Raw genomic sequence first — 19,198 nt, forward strand, 5'->3', positions numbered from 1 at the left:
TTCAGGGATTGCCTGTGCGGGTTTTAGAGCAAAACCGCGGCGCCTGCATCGCGGGCAAGCCCGCTCCTACAGGGGGGCTGTGAGCCCGAATGCCTCTTGTGGGAGCCTGGCTTGCCGGCGATTGGCTGTGCGGGCCCTAGAGTAAAACCGCGGCGCCTGCATCGCGGTCACGCTTTTGGGCCTTTGACCGGCCAGGCCACGAACGGCTTGATTTCCTTGAGTACGAACATGCTCTGCATCTCTTTGATTCCCGTCAGGCGCCGGATGACCGACATGGCAAAGTCGGCAAAGGTGTCCAGGTCACGCGAGACCACTTGCAACAGAAAGTCCGCGTCGCCACCAATGCTGTAGCAAGCCACCACGTCTTCGAGGGCCATGACTTCCTGCTCGAACTTGCGGGCTTCGACTTCGCTGTGGCGATCAATGGTGACCCGCACAAACACCAGCACCCCCAGCCCGATCTTGCGGCGGTCCAGTACCGCGCGGTAGCCCTGAATCACTTTGTGCTCTTCAAGCTGGCGCACCCGGCGCCAGCAAGGCGAAGCCGACATGCCGATGCCATCGGCCAGGGTCTGATTGGTGGTGCGCCCATCCTGCTGCAAGGCCGCGAGAATTCGGGCGTCGATTGCGCTTAACGTCTGCTCGGTCATAAATACCTCCCTGTGCATTTTTACCGGTAAATCTGACTCACATTCAGCAGACCCACAACCTGAATAGACAAAATTATCCAGCACTTGAGGAATATCCTTACTCCTACAAAAAACCTCGCAAGGACACCCCAGGATCATGCTTGAATTTTCTCAGGTACTCACTTACACCGCCGCCCTGGCTGTTGCCGCGGCTATCCCCGGGCCCGGCATGGCGGCACTGGTAGCCCGCAGTGTGAGCGGCGGGGCCTTGCCCGGCTTCAGTTTGCTGCTTGGGTTGATTCTGGGGGATTTGATTTATTTATCGTTCGCGGTGTTTGGCCTGAGCCTGGTCGCCCGGCACTTCGATGCCCTGTTTGTCCTGGTACGCGGCTGCGCTGCGCTGTATCTGGCTTATCTGGCCTGGCAGTTCTGGAAGGCAAAACCCCAGCCGGTCACGGTGGGCCAACCGCTGAACAGGCAGGAACTGTTCAGCGCCTGGCTCTCAGGCCTGACCATCACCCTGGGCAACCCGAAAACCATTGCCTTCTATCTGGCGCTACTGCCGCTGGTGATCAACCTGCAGGCGGTGTCCCTGCAAGTCTGGGGCGTCATGCTGGTGCCGCTGACCATTGCTGTTTTATTTATGGTCGGCGGCCTGTTTGTGCTCGGTGCGGTACGTATCCGCCATGTCCTCGCCAGCCCGCGGGCCCAACAAGGCCTGTTCAGAGGTGCAGCGATCATCATGCTCGGCGCCGCAGCGGCCATGCTGGTTCAGGCCGCCTGACGCCGGGCGCGCATGGCTTTGATCAGGCCATCTGCGGGGCAGACAGGTCCGGTTGGGGATCAATGGTTGCCGGACCATCCGGCACCCAGAACAGGAACGGATCTTTGGCCGGACGATGGTCGTAAGGGCGCACTGCACCCTCCCCGCCGGCGCGCTGGAATCCATACACCTGACGCCGCTCGACATGAATGCTCGGGGCTGCGCCTTCACCACTGCACGGTTCGATATTCATTGCCTTCAAGGTGCTCAGCAGGTCATCAATAATCAGCTGCCGATTGAGGGTGAAGGCCGATGCAAAACAGCGCCAGAAACGCCACCCGGCACGTTCCAGAATGCGCTGGCGGCGCATGTCGCTGTCCCAGCGGTCGGGGCCGTGGAAGCGGTCGCCGTCACACTCGATTGCCAGGCGACTGTCGTTGTCGCCTTCGACCACCATGTCTATGCGGTACGCGCCAACGCCGACCTGCGGAATCACTCGGTAGCCGCGCCGGGTCAGTTCATCGTACATGTCGCGTTCAAAACCGGACTCGCACAACTCGCGCAAATCGCTGACCTGTTCGGCATCCTGAGTAAAGGGCGTTTCGAAGTGCTCAATCAGACCACGGCGCAAAGCGTCGACCGCACTGAGGTCGGTCAGCTCGACACTGCGCACCAGGTACATGCGGTCCCGCGCCCGGGACGCCGCCACGTTGAAACGCTGGGCAATCGAGTCGCGGCTGTTGGCAAAACAGTCGCCGGGGGAAGCGACCAGCGAAAGGAACATCACGTCGCGCTCCTTGCCCTGGAAAGTACGTGCATCGCCACAGCTGATCTGGAACCGGGTGATGACTTCTTCGCCCAGCTCCCGGGTCAGTATTTGCATGATGGTTTGCGCTTGCTCTGCCCCCAGTAGCGAGACCACGCCGATACTGCGCCCGGCGATCTGTGGCAGGTCGATCAAACGACGGATCTCCTCGACAATCACATTGGCTTCACCGAGGTTCAACTTGCCCTTTTTCATCCCGTCCATGACCAGCAGATCAATGAGCGGCGGGTCCAGACGCTCGGTCATCAGCGGCAGGCGCAGAGGCTTGAGTTCGTGGTTATAAAATTCGCGCTTGGAATACTCGATGATCGGCGCCACACAGCGAAAGTGCTCGCGCAGCATGGTACCGCTCTTGGCAAACACCACTTTGAACAGGTCGTACAGCGAACGCTCAGGTGACATCAACGGTCGGTAGAGCCCGACTTGATTGCCCAAAAAGCGCGTCATCATGTTCTGCACCCGCTCCTCTTCCATGCCGATACCGTCAGGGGAAACCTGTTTGTCGTCGCCTACTACCAGCACTTTTTTGGCCCGCAACAGGGCCGGTAGCGCGCTCAGGTCGGATTGCGAGGCTTCGTCGATAATCACAAGGTCGAACGCACCGTACTGCGCTGGCAGGCTCTCGCAGATCCGGTAGTGCGGCATGATCCAGCACGGGATCGCCGAAATCGCCACATCGGCAGCCAGTCGCGCATCCTGTCTATAACGACCGGCCCGCACGCCGGTGCCCTTGCCAATCTTGCGAATGGCCGTGCGGTACAGCTCCAGCGCAGCCCTGACGCTGGGGGTAGCGTTTTCTGACAGTCGCAGCCAGGTCCGCTTGACCACCGCATCCTGATACAGGCGCGACAGGCTCAGCTCCAGCTCTGCGCGCAATTTAAATAGCCGCTTGAGATCTTCGCGCCCGTCGATGCTGTCCAGGTAACTGGCCAGCCGGCTCAGGCGCCATATCTCCAGGCAGTTATCCGGGAGCAAGGCATCCACCGGCCCGGTGCACGGTTCTTCACGTAACCGGGCAGCCCAGATCAGGCCCCCGCTTTGGGCAATAACCGCGGTCACCTGCTGCACCGTATTGAGGGCGTCCTTGAGCGCCAGGACGCCGCGCAACTGGTCCATCAGCGCGGACCACTGCACCTGTATCTCAGCCACTTGTACGCCCGGCTGGCCAAGGCTCAAGTCCAGAAACCCTTGCAAGCGTTCGCTCACTGCACCGCCACAACCGGCCAGTGCCTTGTTAAAGGTTTCCTTGATTACCCAGGTGGCTGCCAGCCGCTGGCGCATCAGGTGATGACGCAAAATGCTTTCACCCTGGCCCAGTACCGCCTCGTCAGTGCGCAGGTTGTTCACCTGTGGCCACTCCGGGAGCAGCTGGCGCAGTTCGGTCTGAGCACGGGTTTGCCAACGTTCGGCGCGCACAATATCGTCGAACTGCTCAATCGCCCGGGCAGCCGCCGGCAGTTGCTCGGCATCGGCCTCGAACACCGGAAGCGGCATTTCGGCGGCCAGCGCGTTCCAGCGCAGCAGCAAGGTGCGACTGTGCAGCTGAAAGTGCACGAAGCCTTGCACATGTGCCCAGTCCTGCTCGCTTTGCGGCTTGCTGCCGAGCACCACGATGGTGTCCAGCAACTGCTTTTGGCTGCCCTTGCCGATCAGGCCGGACAACCCGAATGGACGGCGCCCCTGGGCCAGGTTATCGATGGCGGCCAGTACCTCGGGCTGGGTGTGCAGCTCGAACGGCAGGCTCACCGGTCGTGCCACAAAGGCTTTGCGCCCGGCGAGGGTGTCCTCGATTTCGACCTTCAGGCTGTCAAAAAGCGCCAGCACATCACTGTTGCCGTTGCGCATCAACCAGGCCTGCATGGCGGGCACCCAGCCCTGTTGCGCAGCCGTGATAGCGGTGCGCAAGGCCTGCAAGTGGCCGATGTGTTCGAGCAAGGCCTGGGCCTGCTCCAGGGTCGGCCCACTGCAGTCCAGCAGTCGCGGCACTTCGCCGATGCTTTCCTTGTGTTGCAACTGGCTTTCCTGCGCCAGATCCTGATGGACCTGAATCAATGTCTGCGCATCCGGAAAATCGGCCAGTTGCGGCACTTTTTGCCCCAGATAAGACAGCGCATCCTTGAGCTCAAGCCGCGCCTCGCGCAAGGCGATGATGTCTTGCAGGGTAAACAGCGCACGATGTTCTGCGCCGATGCCGAGCCGGTCAGCAAAGCGGTTTATTTCGTCCTGGGCAGCGGCCACCTGTAACGCGGCATGGGTGGGGCTCAGACGTTCACCGTCGATTTCCAGCTCTGAAAGATTACGCTCGGCCCACTGGGTGATTTCACGATCAACGGCGGATATCTGACCGTGGAGCGTGTTGATTTCGTCATCAATCTGGCCGATTTCGCGCTTGTACAGCGCCCGGTCAATGCGCTGAACCTCAGCCGAAATCTTCTGGATCGCGAACTCGAACTGCTTCATGCCGTCCGCTTCGCTGCTCAGCAAACTGATCGCCAGCGGACGAATGTCTTCGGGGAGTTTGTCCTGCAACACGGCCAGCGCCGGATCCTTCATGGAGGTCACCAGCACCCGCTTGCCATTAGCCAGGTAATGACTGATGACGTTGGCGATGGTGTGGGTCTTGCCGGTGCCGGGCGGGCCTTGCACCACAACTCCGTCGTGCACCTCCAGCAACTGGATGATTTGTACTTGCTCGTCGTTGTAGGGTTTGGGGAAGTACAGTTCGTGCACTTTTGACGCGGCTGCGTCCGTACCCTGGGTGCCGCTGACATAGGACAAGCCGCGAAACGGCGGCAGAACCACCTCCTCAAGCACGTTTGAAGGCTCGGTCAAAATCGCCTGCAATGCAGGCGGCAAATGATCGAGGTCCTCGATCCCGGCGTCAAAGCGGCCCAGGTCCTCAATAAACATATTGCTGTCGCGGGCGCGGGCAAACAGGGTCCAGGTATCAGTGACGCACAAGTGCTCGGCAGCCTTGGGCACAGAGCGGTCCCCGTCGGCAATTGTCATCGGCAAGAACTGCCCCTGGGCATCGAGCAATGACGATGCCGAACGGATCACCGGGTCGTAGCTGGAAGGGTTGAACGGGCTGATTCCCGCCTGGTCCTTCTTGAAAAAATCCTTGGCCAGCTTGTCCAGGGCACCGACCCCGGCAATATCAGCGGCCACATAGGCGTCCACTTCAAGACGCGGCTCGGCGACCCGCGGGCGCACTTCGAGCGCCATGCTGTCCGGGTTGATGTCGATCTCGACCAGTTGACTGATCAGCGGGTAGTGGATGACGCCGACCTCGGGATGTTCCCACGTCGAAACGCCCATGCCCCACACCAGCTCCAGCTGTGCGTCCCCCAGGTTGCCCTGCATCTGCTGCACCAGCAAAAACAGTTCAGCGTAGAGCTCGATACTTTTGCGCCGCTGCTTTTCTTCTTGCGCCCACATTCGCCAGGCAGTCTGACTGTAGGACTTGAGCTGAGCCTTGATCTCACCGGCTTCCAGGCAGTCTTCCAGATTGATCCACTCATCCTCCACGGGCTCTTCACTGCCCGGGGTGCCGGTGAGCGTTGCGGGTTCAGTCAGGACGCCACTGGCGCGCAACGCCTCGCGCGCCACCCGATGTTTGAGCGCAGGCTCGACTTGCGGCGTGCCCTTGAGCTCAATCCACACCCCCAGCAACGGGCTGAGCGGCGCAGGTGGCCGGGTCTCGTGCAAACGCTCGAGCCGAAGCCAGATTTCATCTTCATCGCCCACGTGAACATCCAGACTGACACCCGGTAATGAGCGCAGTTTTTCTTCACTGGCACTGAATGTGTTGTGCTGGCTGACGGTTAACGCGGGGCGCTTTTGCATGAGCGCGGTCTGTTTGACGAACTCAATCAGACTGGCGAGACGTGCACGTACTGTATCCATGTCGGGGCTGAACCACTTCGATGAGAGGGCGCGGTAGTGACTGAAAAAAACCTGAAGGCGCCAAAAAAGGTGAAAAACTCACAAGTGGCGACACGATACAGAGGTTCAGGTTGTATTCAGATACATCATTTTGTAAAAACTGCTCGCTATACAGCACGGCCCGCTTATTCCAAATAAGGTCGTCCGTCATGCCCGCCTCACCCCTGCGCCTGGCGCGGCTGATAGCACCACTCCTGTAGGAGCGAGCTTGCTCGCGATCTTTGTTAAAAAAGCTCGCGAGCAAGCTTGCTCCTATAGGAGGTTCAGGCATAAAAAAGGCCCTCCCCGAAACCGGGGAGGGCCTTTTGCATAACGCTGGGGTTTAGCCCAGGTTAACGCCAAAGTTCGATGCCAACGGTGCCAGACCGCCTGCAAAACCCTGGCCGATTGCCTTGAACTTCCACTCTTCGCCATTGCGATACAACTCGCCGAAGACCATAGCGGTCTCGGTGGAGGCGTCTTCGCTCAGGTCAAAACGTGCCAGCTCTTTGTTATCCGCCTTGTTCAGTACGCGGATGTAAGCGTTCGATACCTGACCGAAGTTCTGCTTGCGGCCATCAGCCTCATGGATGGTCACGGCGAAAGCCAGTTTCTTGGCTTCTTGTGCCAGGCCCGCCAGGTTGACGTTGATTTGCTCATCGTCACCCTCGCCAGCACCGGAGCGGTTGTCGCCCTGGTGCACGACGTTGCCGTCCGGTGAGGTCTTGTTGTTGTAGAACACAAAGCTGCCGTCGTTCAGCACTTTGCCGCTCTCGCCAACAATGAACACCGAGGCGTCGAGGTCGAACTCGGTACCGTCAGTGACGCGAGGATCCCAGCCCAGGCCAACAATAACTTCTGTCAGGCCAGGTGCTTCTTTGGTCAGGGAGACGTTGCCGCCCTTGCTCAGACTTACTGCCATGTTCGTGAACCCTTATATAAAAAGATGAATGGGTCGATTAAAACTTCAGGCCGAAGCTTTCAGCCAATGGCTTGAGGCCACCGTTGAAGCCCTGGCCTACTGCGCGGAATTTCCACTCGGCGCCATTGCGATACAGCTCGGCAAAGATCATTGCGGTTTGGGTGCTGGCATCTTCTGCGAGGTCATAGCGAACAACTTCGTTGTTGTTGTCCTGATTGACCAGACGGATGAAGGCATTACGCACCTGACCAAAGTTCTGCTTACGAGCGTCGGCTTCGTGGATGGTCACAGTGATCGCGATCTTGTCGATCTCGGCAGGCACTTTGGACAGGTCGATCTTGATCGCCTCGTCGTCGCCGTCGCCTTCACCGGTGCGGTTATCGCCGGTGTGCTCAACCGAGCCGTCGGTGCTTTTGAGCTGGTTGTAGAAAATGAAATCGGAGTCAGCGCGTACTTTGCCGTCAGCCTTGAGCAAGAAAGCGCTCGCATCCAGGTCGAAGTCTTGACCATCGGTGGAGCGAGCATCCCAGCCCAGACCCACGAGGACTTTAGTCATCCCCGGAGCTTCTTTGGACAGGGACAGGTTGCCACCTTTGGAAAGGGAAAGTGCCATGTGTAATTCTCCTTAGTAATGTGCGATCAAGCGTTCGTATCGTTTTTAACGTCGGATGGCTCTTCTTTACCGGGAAACATGATGCTGGCCACAACACCGATGGCCAGTACCACCAACACCACGATCAGGCTGGTGTTTGGATCAATTTCATAGCCATGGCCAAACAGGTGGTCGGTTGCGTTCAAGGCCAGCTTGCCGGCGATAAAGAACAACAGCGCGATAACCGATTTTTCCAGGTGAACCAGGTAGCGCTTCAGCGCTTCGAGAACGAAGTACATGGTCCGCAGGCCAAGAATGGCGAACATCATGGCCGAATACACGATCAACGGTTCACGGCTCACTGCGATCACTGCAGGTACGGAGTCGAAGGCGAACAGGATGTCCGATACCTCGACCACTACCACACACAGAAACAACGGTGTCGCGAACAAGGTGCCTTTGGCAGCCAGGCTCATTCCCTTGTTCTGCGGCTTCGTGATCTCTTTTTCAAGCTCTTTGCGCGAAACAAAGAAATTATGTCCGTGCAGCTTCGGCCAGACCGGGAACAGTTTTTGCGCAAAGCGGTAGGCCATGTGCTTGGAGTAATCCTCCTCTTCGTCCTCTTCCTTGCTGCGCAACATCATGATTGCGGTCCAGGCCACAACCACCGCAAACAGCACTTCGACCCAGGGACCGAACGCCAGCAGGCCAGTACCGATTGCCACAAAGATCAGGCGGAAGACGATGGCACCGATGATGCCCCAGTACAGAACGCGGTGACGCAGCGCATCTGGCACCTTGAACCAGGCAAAGATCGCCATGAACACGAACAGGTTGTCGACGCTGAGCACTTTTTCCAGCGCATAACCGGTCACGAACAGGCTGGCCACACTTGGGCCGTGGGCGTAGTACAGGTAACCCGCAAATGCGAGCGAGATCAGCACCCAGAACACCGACCAGACGGCGGCGTTGGTCAGCGTGACCGGTTTATCGCTTTTGTGGGTGAACAGGTCGATTGCCAGAGCAATGACCGCTAACGCCACAAATACAGCGATGGTAGTTGGCGGAAAGCCAATTGCCGTGTTTTCCATGATGTCCTCAGAGATCAAAATCGCCAGGGTTCAACCCCAGCTCATTGCAGATAGTGCGGCAAGCAGCCCGCTCACTTTCATCGAAGTTGCCGTCGGCACTGCCGATTGCGCAGCAAACACGCACCAGCAGACGGGCAGCATCTTCTTTTTTACGCAACTGACCGATCGACTTCAGGGCTTCTGCGCGACCGATCTGCTGATCAAACTCAAACTTGGCACAGACCTCATTGAAGGACTTGATCACGTCTTTGACGTCAAAAGCCTTCAACTCATTGGAGTTCTGGATGAACCCGACCATCTTCTGCTTCTCGTCGCTGCTGATGTTGCCGTCGGCAGCAGCCACCAGCGCGCATCCGGAAACCACGGCTTCCATGAACTCGCGGTTCTTGAATTTGCTGACTTCCGCCGAAAGCTTGTCACGGGCAGCGGTTGCATTGGTTTTCAGCCATTCGAGCATTGGATTCACCTTGTCAGAAATTGAGTGAGTGCCGCCGGCCTCGGCCGGCGGCCAATTACATAACGCTCATTTGGACCCGGCAGCCCAGCGCATGCCCCAGCCAAATGCTTTGTCCATGTCCGAGTGCCCTTTGAAAAACTCGACCTTGCGGTTGACCTTGACGCTGCCACCGACGTTTTCGAGCAAGGCAATGGCGCACATGCCCTTGGTGCCGCCCTCTTCGCTCAGACGCACTTCAATTGGCGGCTCGCCCGGGATGTACAGAGTAATTACGCCATCGGTGGCCTGCCAGTTCGGGGCGCCCTCATAGATGAATGCGTACACCAGCACGCGCCGCATCTTGCGCCACTCCTTGCCGTTGATGCGCAACCACTCGCCGTCGCTCACGGAGCCGGTCCGGTCGTCGCCCATCAATTGAATGAACGGCTCGTCGCGGAAATCGCCAAACGCATTGCCCAGGGCCTGAACGGCACCCTTGCGCCCGTTTTCCATTTCGTACAGGCAGCCTACATCGAGGTCGATACCGCCCGACTTGCCGCGCAGCGAGGCAAAGAAACCACCGCCGCCGCTCGGCGTGGTGCGGTTCCAGTTGAGGTTGATCTTGATCTCGCCAAAATCACCGTCCTTTTTGTCCAGGCTGATCGAAGGACGCTGCTTGTCGAGGGTGATCTTCGACAGGTTGACCCTGGATGCCGGGGCAGGGGCAACTGGTGGTGCAATCACTGGTGCGGGCGCTGCTGCAGGAGCTGGCGCTGCAATATCAACGCCGAAGTGCTGGGCCAAAGGCGCCAGACCACCGGCAAAACCCTGGGCTACGCAGCGGAACTTCCACGCCCCCTGGCGGCGATAAAACTCGCCGAGGATCAACGCGCTTTCCTGCATGCCCACCGTCGGGATCGGGGCTTCAATGCCGCCGGTCACAGACACATTAAGCTGCGGGAACGCGTCGAATCTGGCCTTGTTCTCGTAGATGGTCGCGGTCAGTGCAACTTTATCGATGGCCGCGTCAATGATGTCCAGATTGAGGCTGAACACGCTGCGCCCCGGTGCGGACTCCACCAGTTTTACGGCGCCGTTGTTGACACTCTGCTGGCCGAAGAAGCACATGTCATTGTCACCACGTACCTTGCCCGACTCATTAAGCAGGAAGGCGGATACGTCCAGATCGGCACCCGGCACCGGGGTATAGGTGATGGTCACGCTCGGGGTGCCTGTGGTCACGGCGGTGTTTGCGCCTGGAGTCAGAGTACTCATGGGCGCACCGCACTGGCGGCTTCGTTGCTCAGGTCCTGTGCTGTGCGACCGTTGGCAACCGTGCCGATGGCCGTCAGGTCCCAGCCCGCAGACGTGCGGCTGAGGTAAGCCATGACCACGCCGGTATGACGACCCTTGTCTGAAAGGTTGAAGCGCGCCAGTTCTTTGCCGGTCAGCTCATCAACAATGCGGCAGTAGGCATTTTCTACGGCCTCGAAGTTTTGCCCGGTGAACGAGTTAACGGTGAACACCAGATGCCTGACGCCCGCCGGCAGCTGTTCAAGGTTGACCAGAATCGACTCATCGTCGCCATCGCCCTCACCCGTGCGGTTGTCGCCGGAGTGAACGATGGAGCCGTCAGTGGATTTGAGCTGGCGGAACCACACCAGATCCAGCGGTTGCCTGGCACTGTCGAGCAGGATGCATGAAGCGTCCAGATCGATGGCGGTATCGCTGTTGAGCAATTTGGCAAAAAAGCCGCTCGGCTTGACCGGGTCCCATCCCAGGCCCATGCGGATTTTCTTAAGACCGGTTCCGGCTTCTTTCTCGAGAGAAATGGTTTGGTTCTTGGATAGCGAAATGGCCATGAAGCGTCTCCTTGTCTGCACTGAAGCACGATAGGTTGGTGCTGATTATTGACGTGCTTTGCTTACGCCTTGCTTACAGCTCTTCGCGCAAGCACACATCAAGTGGCCGCTTGCGACGCCACAGCGCATGAAATTCGCGCCAATGTGGTTCCTGAGCGGCTCCGAGCATTTGTTCATCGCCCCGGGTGTCACCCCAGGCGCGCAATGTGTATTGATCCAGAGGTCCGTACCTGGCTTCCAGGCGAATGACCTTTTGTTCGCAACGACAGTTGATACCGTCGATCTCACCTGTCAGAACGCCGTCGACTGAGGCCAGTCGGGTTCCGATCAGGCCGATACCCAGTTTTTTGGCGAAAGGCGCGAGCACCAGCTCAGGGGACGCCGAACAAATAGTCACCGTGGCCCCTTGCTCCAGCTGGGCGGCGACAGATGTTAAGCCCAAAGGGCGCATTAGACGCTGCCACGAAACGTCACAAAATGCTTCAGCGCGCTCCTTCACCCAAGCCTCTTTGGCACCGGTCAGATAGACCGTAATCAGCTTTTCCTTCAAGTCATTACGCGATATCTGCCCCAGCAAGTAACTAAGGGTCGATGGAATCATGCGCAGCAAGCGCATGGCGAACAGCCGGTTGCCAAAGGCAAAGCGCAAAAACGGCACAAACGTATCGTGATAGGTCAGCGTGCCATCGAAATCGAACGCGGACAGAATCTGTTTGCCTTGGCCTGATGTATTCAAAACGTCGTTCAACCCACTAATTCAGCCAATCGCAGGCTGCCTCCAAAAGTGTCCGGCGAGCAGCCGGTTTCGGGGCGAACCCCTTGCCAATGTGCTCGCTCAATAATTGTTTGCGCCCATTTGTAATGGGTCGCAGGTTCGCACATGGCGTCGTTGAACTTGAACACCGCAGGCGCCGCCTCACTCAATATGTGGCGTGCGCTGTTGAGATCTTCAAGGCTGACTTGCAACGCCCTGTGGATAACTGCAATTTGCGACGGATGAATTGCGGTTTTACCCACCAGCCCGTGGGCCATGTCAAGCGCCAGTTCCTGCTCCAGCAACTGCGGGCTATTGAGTTGTTCAAATACCGGGGCCGTAAGGGCGAAACCGGCGGAGCCCATCACCCCGCACAGCATCGGGATTACATAGCTCATGGGCGTGCTGTAAAGGGTCAGCGCCGGGCTACGACGCAAGCCCAGACACCCCATCAAATCGTTGCCTCCTATGCGCAAGGCGATGATGCGCCCCGGCAATTGCTCAAGCATTGCACTGCGCAGTTCGACCATGGCTCCCGGGTCATACACCTCGGGTGTCTCCAGGGTTGGCATCAGCATCAATTCGCTGCGAGTGACCGCCTGTTCCCACTCGCGGATGTTGCTCAGGCGCAGTTTGGGCACGACAAAACCGTCGACGTGGCGCATCAACGACCATTCATTCAGCACCGCCGCCATCGCCGCATCCCGGGGACGAACAAACAGGATCGGGCCGCCGGACGGACGGGCCCCGCGTGCCTCGATCCCCAGCAACAGATTTCTCAGATTGTTGAGCCCCTGCTGCACGTCGGTCTCGGCCACTGCGTCTTCAAGGCACACCACCAGCGAGCGCAAGCCCTGGAGCTTTTGCCCCATGACCACATCCAGAATATCGGGACGGGTGGCCGGCATATAAAGAGTGGCGCCCAAGGCATAGGCGGAATGTTTGATCATCAGCGAACACTCCTTATTACAGTGACGGCGCGATACGGCCCCAACTCTTCACCGACTTCTTCGACCTCGATGTTCGCCTGCCTTGTAAGGTGCAGCAGCAATTGAACATCCTGATCGTCGCGACTGCGCACCAGCACGTGATCCGGCACCCGACGCATGACCGCGCGCGTGGCCTCGGCGATGCCCGGTTTGACGCGGTTAGGGTTACTCACTGCAAACCGTGTCGAGATACGTTCGACCGCAGCCACGGCTGAGTGTTGCAACACTTGCGCCTGCTCCGGTGTCCAGGGCTGGGCGGCTGCCCGGGGCGCCAGTTGCGCGCGCTCGGCTTCGATGCTGTGGATAAAGTCTTGAGTCACGTCGTGGCCGGCCAGATGGTCATACACCACGCAACCATGCAGGCCGGGGTCTTGCGGCCAGATAGAACGGGAAACAAGGCCCGACACTGTCGCCCCCAGAATGCCCGAAGGGATCAACCAGTCTTCCGCCGAAGCCGCCAGCCAGGCACGCCCGCAAGGGTCGGCCAGCACGACCAGCCGCGGATCGGCCGGGAACCGCGAATCACCCGCCAGGCTGTCGCGGATTTGCCCGCTGATCGCACCTTTGCCGGTCCAGCCATCCACAAACACGATGTTCTCGGCGCCGTGGGTCTTGATGATAGCTTCGAGTGCGACGTTGTCGATTCCGCGATCACGAATAATGCTGATCCCGTAATGCCGGGCATCGCGCCCCGCCTCGACCAGCGCGCGACGCAACAACACGCCCAGCGGCAACCCGGCCCGCACAAACGACACCAGCGCAATCGTCGGGCCGTTGTAGCGCTGGTCCAGTGCCTGGGCCAGTGCCTGCACATCTGCCGCCATGCGCGCGCCATTTTGCGCCAGCGCCAGCCGGTACAAGCTTTTATGGGTCTCGGAAGGCGGATGTTCCTGGCTGATCATTTCCGAGTAGTGCCGCTGGCGGGTCTGGATCAGGCGCTCTTTTTCCTGCACATCGGTGACTTCAATCTGCATCGTGCGGAGCAGAAAATGCACGTCATCCGCGGCATAACTGCCACTGCCGACCGTTTGCAGCCCTTCGAAAGCATTACTCATGGCTGAGACTCGCCAATACATGGCTGGCCAACTGGCCCCGCTTGGGCGTACCCCACCAATCGCACTCGGTCATGAAGCCCATGTCCGAGACACTGTCGCCAAAGCCCAGCAACGGCCGTTTACCGTTGATCGCCTGATCGCGCCGCACCCATTCACGTACCGCGGCGCGCTTTTGCAGCGCCACCGGCAGGAACGCCAGGTTGTTACCGTTGCCGTGCACGTACAGCCCGTCCAGCAAACCGCGCGCCTTGACCACGGCCAGCACGCTGAGCAGTGCATCATCGGTTTCGTTGTTGTGCTTGGTAACCACGTAATTGGCCAGGCCTTGCTCTTCAACCACCCAGCCACGCAGGGAAAACCCCAACTCGGCGCCAATGGCCAGGGTTTGCTCGCTCAACTGGTGCAGACGGGTTTGCTCCAGCGCCAACTCATCGCACATATGCGCATGCCAGAGCGGATCCAGCGAACCATCAGGATTGAGAATTACCCCGCCGTGGGCACACACCGCACCGTGGACGAATGGCAATTGCACCCGTTGATAGGCCTCGATGCTGCGAGCGGTTACCGGAACCACATCGGCAGTGGCCAGCAGCCATTCGACAAAGCTTTTCTGCGTCGCGCTCATAAAGCCGTTGGGCTCACCGTCCACATCCAGCGTCGCCGGGAAGCGTGGCTCGTCGCCCATTTTGCGGGCGGTCTGAAACAAGGTGTCGTCCAGATCAACGAACACCAGCGGACGATTAACGCTCATCAACAATCACCTGTGCATTCAATGCGCTGATCAACGCCGGATCGACCGCCGCCGCCGGGGTTTCAGTACAAATCAGCACCCGGTCGAACTGGCCGGGGGCGACGTTGTACAGGAAGTTGGGAATGCCCAGACCATAGTTGTCGCAGAACGACAGCGCATGATCGATGGCATGCCCCAACGCAATCGGCGAACGGCTGGTGGAACTGAAGTGCACATCGGCACCGGCTCGCTCCAGGCGCTCGGCCAACAGGAACGGACGCCAGACGTACTCGCTGGTGCCTATGACCAATACCCGCTCTCCGGGCGAAACCTGCAAGCCGGGCGCCAGCGTATCGAGGTGTTCACGCACCCCCATGCGGGCCCAGTCGCGATTCGGGTCCAGAGGCCAGTCGCCTTGGGCAACACTGCCTACTTCAGGCATGTCCGGCAGCTCTGCGGCGGGGTCTTCGGTGAAGGTGTAGCTACCGTCGAGCAACGACACGCTGCTGACGTGATCGCCCATCGCCTTGCGCACCGCATCCCCGGACCAGTCGGTCAGGGTGGCCGTGACGATCCGCTCAATGGAATCGAGACCGGCGTCGGCAAGGGCCTTGCTCAGGTTGATAAAGGTATTGCCGGTCGACGCTTCGTCGTCCACCAGTACCAGCGAACGGGCTGTCAGCATCATCTCGCGGGTCTTGGCATCCTGTGGCAGGTGCAGCAAATGCGAGCTGGCGTGGCTGTGCTCTTCCTCAAAACGGGTAAACAGTTCGCCACCGGTCGGGTGGCGGCTGCTGCACAGGTACAAGCTGTCATCACGGGTACGGCTCAGGGCACGGTGCACACCTGCACCAAGCCCCACGGCAGTTTCAGCCATGCCGATCACCAGCACGGGGCCCGGCAGGTCGGCAGGGATCTTAGCTGCCAGCGCGTTAAAGCTTGCGGCCATCAACGACGGACGGGCCGGGATATGCCGACCGAGCACACGGGAAACAAACAAAAAAGCGCGCTTGGGATTGCGGCGCTCGGCAAAACTGAAAAGTGCCTGTGGATCAAAGGTCGATGCATTGACCTCAACGTCCAGTCGACCGCGTTTAAGGTTTGCGTGCAAAGCCTTGGCTCCGGTCATGGGGTTACCGCTGTTCATCAATGTTTTACTACCTGCAAATACGTAAAAAGTGAGGGACGATCTGGGAGTCCGGGGCTTGGGACAAGTAAAAAATGGTTACTGAAGATGCCCGAAGTCAGCTCAGCCGGTTTACCAGAGTCTCCCCGCTAACCGGAACGACGACCGTGATGGCCTTGACCTGAATATTCTCGCGCCAGACACCGACCGGCTCGGGCAGCCCCAAGCGACGGGCGGCAAAGATACCGGGCAGGTTAATCCCCGCTTCACGGGTATATCCGATGCCGCCGGAATAACGCAGATTGATCTCCAGCAGATGCGGATTGCCTTCGGCGTCATCGCGGGTTTGTACGTTAACGATGCCGTCGCACCTGAAATGCCGGGCGGCCCGCAGTGCCAGTTCGACGGCAGCACCGTCGCATTCGAATGACTGCATCAGGCCCTGTTTGCGCCGCCCCACATACGCCACCGCGTTGCCCGCCTCGCACACCATATCCACCGACACCTCGCTGCCGGGCATGTATGGCATGACCAGCAATGGTTTGGGCTCAACGGATTGGCCATAGGCCCGGGCAAACACCGCCGCGTTCACTTCATGGGCATCGGCATTGGCAAAGCTGCGAAATGGATCGACATCATCGCCCAGGCGCCAGAAGCCCTGACCATAAATGCCGCGTGTCGGTTTCACACACACCTGGCCATCAAGGGACAACCGGGCGTAGGCCTCTTGCAGCTCGGCCTGATTGTGCACGGTAACCGCCGGAATGCACGCCAGCCCTGCGGCCAGCGCCTGACGGGTGAATACCGACTTGTCGTCGACCCGCTCAAAGGTGTCCAGATCCAGAGCGCCCGTGACCAGCTGCAGCCCCGCGGCCTCGAATTCACCGCGATGGGCTTCATACACTTGACCCGCGCGCCCGGCCAGCACCACCTTGATCTGATGGCTGCGGGCCTGCTCAATGACCCAGGCAATGCGTTCTTGATTGTCCTGCGGCTCACGCCAGGCGACATCGGCCAGTCCGGTTATTTCAGGGCGATTTTGTCGGTGCGAGGCGAAAACCCGCACCGCATCGGGCAGTGCCGCGCGCGCGCCGGCAATCACATCGCGCTGGCTGGATTGCCCTTCAAGAAACCAGATCATGAACATCCTTTGCTACAGAGGGAGGAAACACACGTTAAGCGCGGGAGTCTAGCGGATGGGGCCAGCAGATGCCCCCAGTGATTAAGCGCGCCAGCCCCCACATAAGTACTTCCCTCACCCCGTACCACTTTTGCAGAGCAGACAGCACAGGTTTCACATTTTGTTAAGAATTCCCCTCCTATACTCCAGCGCACAATTTCTCCCGACTCTTGCCTGGTAGCCCAATGCGTCTGACTCGCCCTGCTGTGCTGTTACTGCTGCTCGGTTGCATGCTGTTCTTTTTTGTACTGGGCAATCACCAACTGCAAGGCTCGACCGAGTCCCGGGTAGCGGGCATCGCCATGCAGATGCACCTAAGCAACGATTGGGTGACGCCCTCATTGCTCAACCAGCCCTTCCTCGAAAAGCCGCCTTTAAGCCTGTGGCTGGATGCGGGCGCCATTCGCCTGTTCGGCGGTGAGTTATTCGCCGTGCGCCTGGCGTCAGCCTTCGCCGGATTATTTTGCGTCATGTTGCTGTACACCATGCTGCGCAAGCTTGGGCGCCCCACGGCATGGGCCTGGACGGCCGCGGCGATGCTGGCAACCATGGCCAGCTTTTGGAGCAATAGCCGTCAAGTGGGAGAAGACGCCCTGCTGACACTGGGCGTGAGCATGGCGCTGCTGGCGTTTTTTCATGCCAGCCGCCAACCGGGGTTTGCCCGCGGCAGCTGGCTGCTGTTTGCGGCCGGGATTGCCATTGCAACCCTGAGCAAAGGCGTATTCGGTCTGGCACTGCCCGGCGTGGTGATCTTTTTCTTCCTGCTGAGCGAGAGCCTGATAGCGAAACGTTTTGTCCTGCGCGACTGGCTGCGACCGGCCCTGTTGACCCTGCTCGGACTGATCCCGCTGATGATCTGGCTATGCCTGCTGTATCAGCGCGGCGGGCTTCAGGCTGTGGGCCAGGTGCTGTGGACCAACAGCGTGGGGCGCTTCAGCGGATCGTTTGTCGAAGCCGGGCATTACGAAGCCTTTGACTACTACCTGAGGAAATTGCCCGAAGCCTTCATGCCGTGGAACCTGTTGACCTATCTGGGGCTCTGGCATTTTCGCAAGCAACTGCGAAGCAACCCGTACTTGCTGTTTTTCTGTGTCTGGCTACTGGCGCAATTTCTACTGCTGAACCTGGCTTCAAGCAAACGCGCGGTGTACCTCATGTCACTGGCGCCGGCAGCAGCGGTCATTGCAGCTGAATATGCCCGCGTGGTGCTGGGCTGGCTGCGCAAGAAAAGCGCGACCAGCGCTGTGGCCCGGTTCCTGAGCGAACATCATCGTGCTCTCGCAGCCGGGCTGTTTGCCTGCATCGTGATCGCCTATCTGCTGGCCGCTCTATGGGCTCCACGCGCCGACAAGGAAGAGTCATTTCAACCGGTAGCGGCGCAAGCGCTAAGCCTGCAAGCCAGTGGCAAACACATCGGGTTAATGCAGCCCGACGAGCGCCTCGGAGCGCTGGTGTTCTACAGCCAGCAATTGCAGAAGACGCTGGACTCCACAGCTGAGCTGCAAGCTTTTCTCAGCGCCTCGCCCGATAACATCGCAATCGTCGAGCAACCGGATGTCCCCGGCCTGCCCTTGAACATCGTGAGCAAGGTCAGTGTCGGACGTCACAACTATTATTTCGTGAGCCTGGCCACACCCGCGTCCCGGACTTGATCCTGAGCAACATAAGCGCGGTTACCGTGGCCGATTGCGGTGTATTGACTACGCTCCCTGTGCTGAACGTTTCCCAGCCAAGGAGCCTGTCATGACCATCAGTATTACCAGCAAGACCCTGAGCGACTATGACGCCAATCTGGCGTTCAATACGGCTACCGCGTTCCTGCGCAAGTCCGATCTCGCCAATTATTTGATCGATCAACTCGAGCAGCAACACGTGAAAATCAACCTTGAAGTCAGCGCTGACCCGGCGCTGGCGGACAAGGACTCTTCGAACGACGGCTCGATTTTATGGAACCTGCACACCGCCACTTCACCCAGCCCGCAACTGTCCGACGTTTCGGCCCTGCTCAGCCGCATCCCGGCCGGGCAAAAGCAATACATCACCAGCCAGTGGGTGCTGATGCATTTACTGGCACTTGCCTGCCATCAGTTGAACGATCAGCTGAATTTTCGCGATGCGGATGCGACGTGGCCATGGCTGGACGAAAAAGTCCTGAGCGCCGGCGATATCGAAAATGTTGTGGCCCGTGAACTCAGCGACTTGCCGTTGCCCGAAGAGCAAAACTGGAATCGCCTGCTGGGACGTGTTTGATCTGCAAACAGATCTGGAGAGGTCGCTTGCCAGGGCAAACTGTGTAGGAGAGCGGCTTGCCCGCGATAG

General features: G+C 59.2%; 17 protein-coding genes. 3 read left to right on the plus strand and 14 right to left on the minus strand.

Annotation, left to right across the window (positions count from 1 at the left end; translation table 11 throughout):
* Window positions 1-167 precede the first annotated feature (167 nt).
* Window positions 168-650: an Lrp/AsnC family transcriptional regulator gene (locus AOC04_RS17140; RefSeq protein ID WP_003439435.1), complete on the minus strand. Its 483-nt coding sequence runs from the start codon at window positions 648-650 to the stop codon at window positions 168-170.
* A gap of 136 nt (window positions 651-786) precedes the next feature.
* Between AOC04_RS17140 and AOC04_RS17145 the strand changes: the two genes are divergently transcribed.
* Window positions 787-1,413: a LysE family translocator gene (locus AOC04_RS17145; RefSeq protein ID WP_060695439.1), complete on the plus strand. Its 627-nt coding sequence runs from the start codon at window positions 787-789 to the stop codon at window positions 1,411-1,413.
* Window positions 1,414-1,435: 22 nt separating this feature from the next.
* Here AOC04_RS17145 and AOC04_RS17150 read toward each other — a convergent pair whose 3' ends face one another.
* The 13 genes from AOC04_RS17150 to AOC04_RS17210 form a co-directional block, all read right to left on the minus strand.
* Complete coding sequence (locus AOC04_RS17150; RefSeq protein ID WP_060695441.1) at window positions 1,436-6,124, minus strand: AAA domain-containing protein; 4,689 nt, start codon at window positions 6,122-6,124, stop codon at window positions 1,436-1,438.
* Between the two features lie 361 nt (window positions 6,125-6,485).
* Window positions 6,486-7,064 (minus strand): TerD family protein, encoded by a 579-nt coding sequence (locus AOC04_RS17155; protein ID WP_060695443.1) that lies wholly within the window; start codon window positions 7,062-7,064, stop codon window positions 6,486-6,488.
* A gap of 37 nt (window positions 7,065-7,101) precedes the next feature.
* Entirely contained in the window at window positions 7,102-7,677 is a 576-nt protein-coding gene (locus AOC04_RS17160) for a TerD family protein (RefSeq protein ID WP_060695445.1), read from the minus strand.
* A gap of 26 nt (window positions 7,678-7,703) precedes the next feature.
* Complete coding sequence (locus AOC04_RS17165; RefSeq protein ID WP_060695447.1) at window positions 7,704-8,747, minus strand: TerC/Alx family metal homeostasis membrane protein; 1,044 nt, start codon at window positions 8,745-8,747, stop codon at window positions 7,704-7,706.
* 7 nt (window positions 8,748-8,754) lie between these two features.
* Window positions 8,755-9,204: a tellurite resistance TerB family protein gene (locus AOC04_RS17170; protein ID WP_060695449.1), complete on the minus strand. Its 450-nt coding sequence runs from the start codon at window positions 9,202-9,204 to the stop codon at window positions 8,755-8,757.
* Window positions 9,205-9,270: 66 nt separating this feature from the next.
* On the minus strand, window positions 9,271-10,458 hold the full coding sequence (locus tag AOC04_RS17175; RefSeq protein WP_060695451.1) for a TerD family protein: 1,188 nt from the start codon (window positions 10,456-10,458) through the stop codon (window positions 9,271-9,273).
* Window positions 10,455-11,045 carry a TerD family protein gene (locus AOC04_RS17180; RefSeq protein ID WP_060695452.1) on the minus strand — a complete coding sequence of 197 codons (591 nt, stop codon included), beginning with the start codon at window positions 11,043-11,045 and terminating at the stop codon, window positions 10,455-10,457. The genes AOC04_RS17175 and AOC04_RS17180 overlap by 4 nt, the downstream gene beginning before the upstream one ends.
* A gap of 73 nt (window positions 11,046-11,118) precedes the next feature.
* Window positions 11,119-11,793 (minus strand): HAD family hydrolase, encoded by a 675-nt coding sequence (locus AOC04_RS17185; protein ID WP_060695454.1) that lies wholly within the window; start codon window positions 11,791-11,793, stop codon window positions 11,119-11,121.
* Window positions 11,790-12,749 (minus strand): HpcH/HpaI aldolase/citrate lyase family protein, encoded by a 960-nt coding sequence (locus AOC04_RS17190; protein WP_060695456.1) that lies wholly within the window; start codon window positions 12,747-12,749, stop codon window positions 11,790-11,792. Before AOC04_RS17190 ends, AOC04_RS17185 begins: the two co-directional genes overlap by 4 nt.
* On the minus strand, window positions 12,749-13,843 hold the full coding sequence (locus AOC04_RS17195) for a cysteine protease StiP domain-containing protein (protein ID WP_060695458.1): 1,095 nt from the start codon (window positions 13,841-13,843) through the stop codon (window positions 12,749-12,751). The genes AOC04_RS17190 and AOC04_RS17195 overlap by 1 nt, the downstream gene beginning before the upstream one ends.
* Window positions 13,836-14,594, minus strand: a complete 759-nt coding sequence (locus tag AOC04_RS17200) for an HAD family hydrolase (protein ID WP_060695460.1) — start codon at window positions 14,592-14,594, stop codon at window positions 13,836-13,838. The genes AOC04_RS17195 and AOC04_RS17200 overlap by 8 nt, the downstream gene beginning before the upstream one ends.
* Complete coding sequence (locus AOC04_RS17205) at window positions 14,584-15,720, minus strand: phosphoribosyltransferase domain-containing protein (protein WP_060695462.1); 1,137 nt, start codon at window positions 15,718-15,720, stop codon at window positions 14,584-14,586. The genes AOC04_RS17200 and AOC04_RS17205 overlap by 11 nt, the downstream gene beginning before the upstream one ends.
* Before the next feature lie 97 nt (window positions 15,721-15,817).
* The gene (locus AOC04_RS17210) at window positions 15,818-16,840 is read right to left on the minus strand and encodes an ATP-grasp domain-containing protein (protein ID WP_060695465.1); all 1,023 of its coding nucleotides are present in this window, start codon (window positions 16,838-16,840) and stop codon (window positions 15,818-15,820) included.
* A 224-nt stretch (window positions 16,841-17,064) separates the two neighbouring features.
* On the opposite strand from AOC04_RS17210, the gene AOC04_RS17215 reads away from it, so the two are divergent.
* Together AOC04_RS17215 and AOC04_RS17220 are read left to right on the plus strand one after the other, a co-directional pair.
* Complete coding sequence (locus AOC04_RS17215; RefSeq protein WP_060695467.1) at window positions 17,065-18,531, plus strand: ArnT family glycosyltransferase; 1,467 nt, start codon at window positions 17,065-17,067, stop codon at window positions 18,529-18,531.
* A gap of 91 nt (window positions 18,532-18,622) precedes the next feature.
* Window positions 18,623-19,129, plus strand: a complete 507-nt coding sequence (locus tag AOC04_RS17220; RefSeq protein WP_060695469.1) for a hypothetical protein — start codon at window positions 18,623-18,625, stop codon at window positions 19,127-19,129.
* The last annotated feature ends 69 nt before the right edge of the window (window positions 19,130-19,198 follow it).

The sequence above is a fragment of the Pseudomonas versuta genome, from assembly GCF_001294575.1.
Classification (GTDB): domain Bacteria; phylum Pseudomonadota; class Gammaproteobacteria; order Pseudomonadales; family Pseudomonadaceae; genus Aquipseudomonas; species Aquipseudomonas versuta.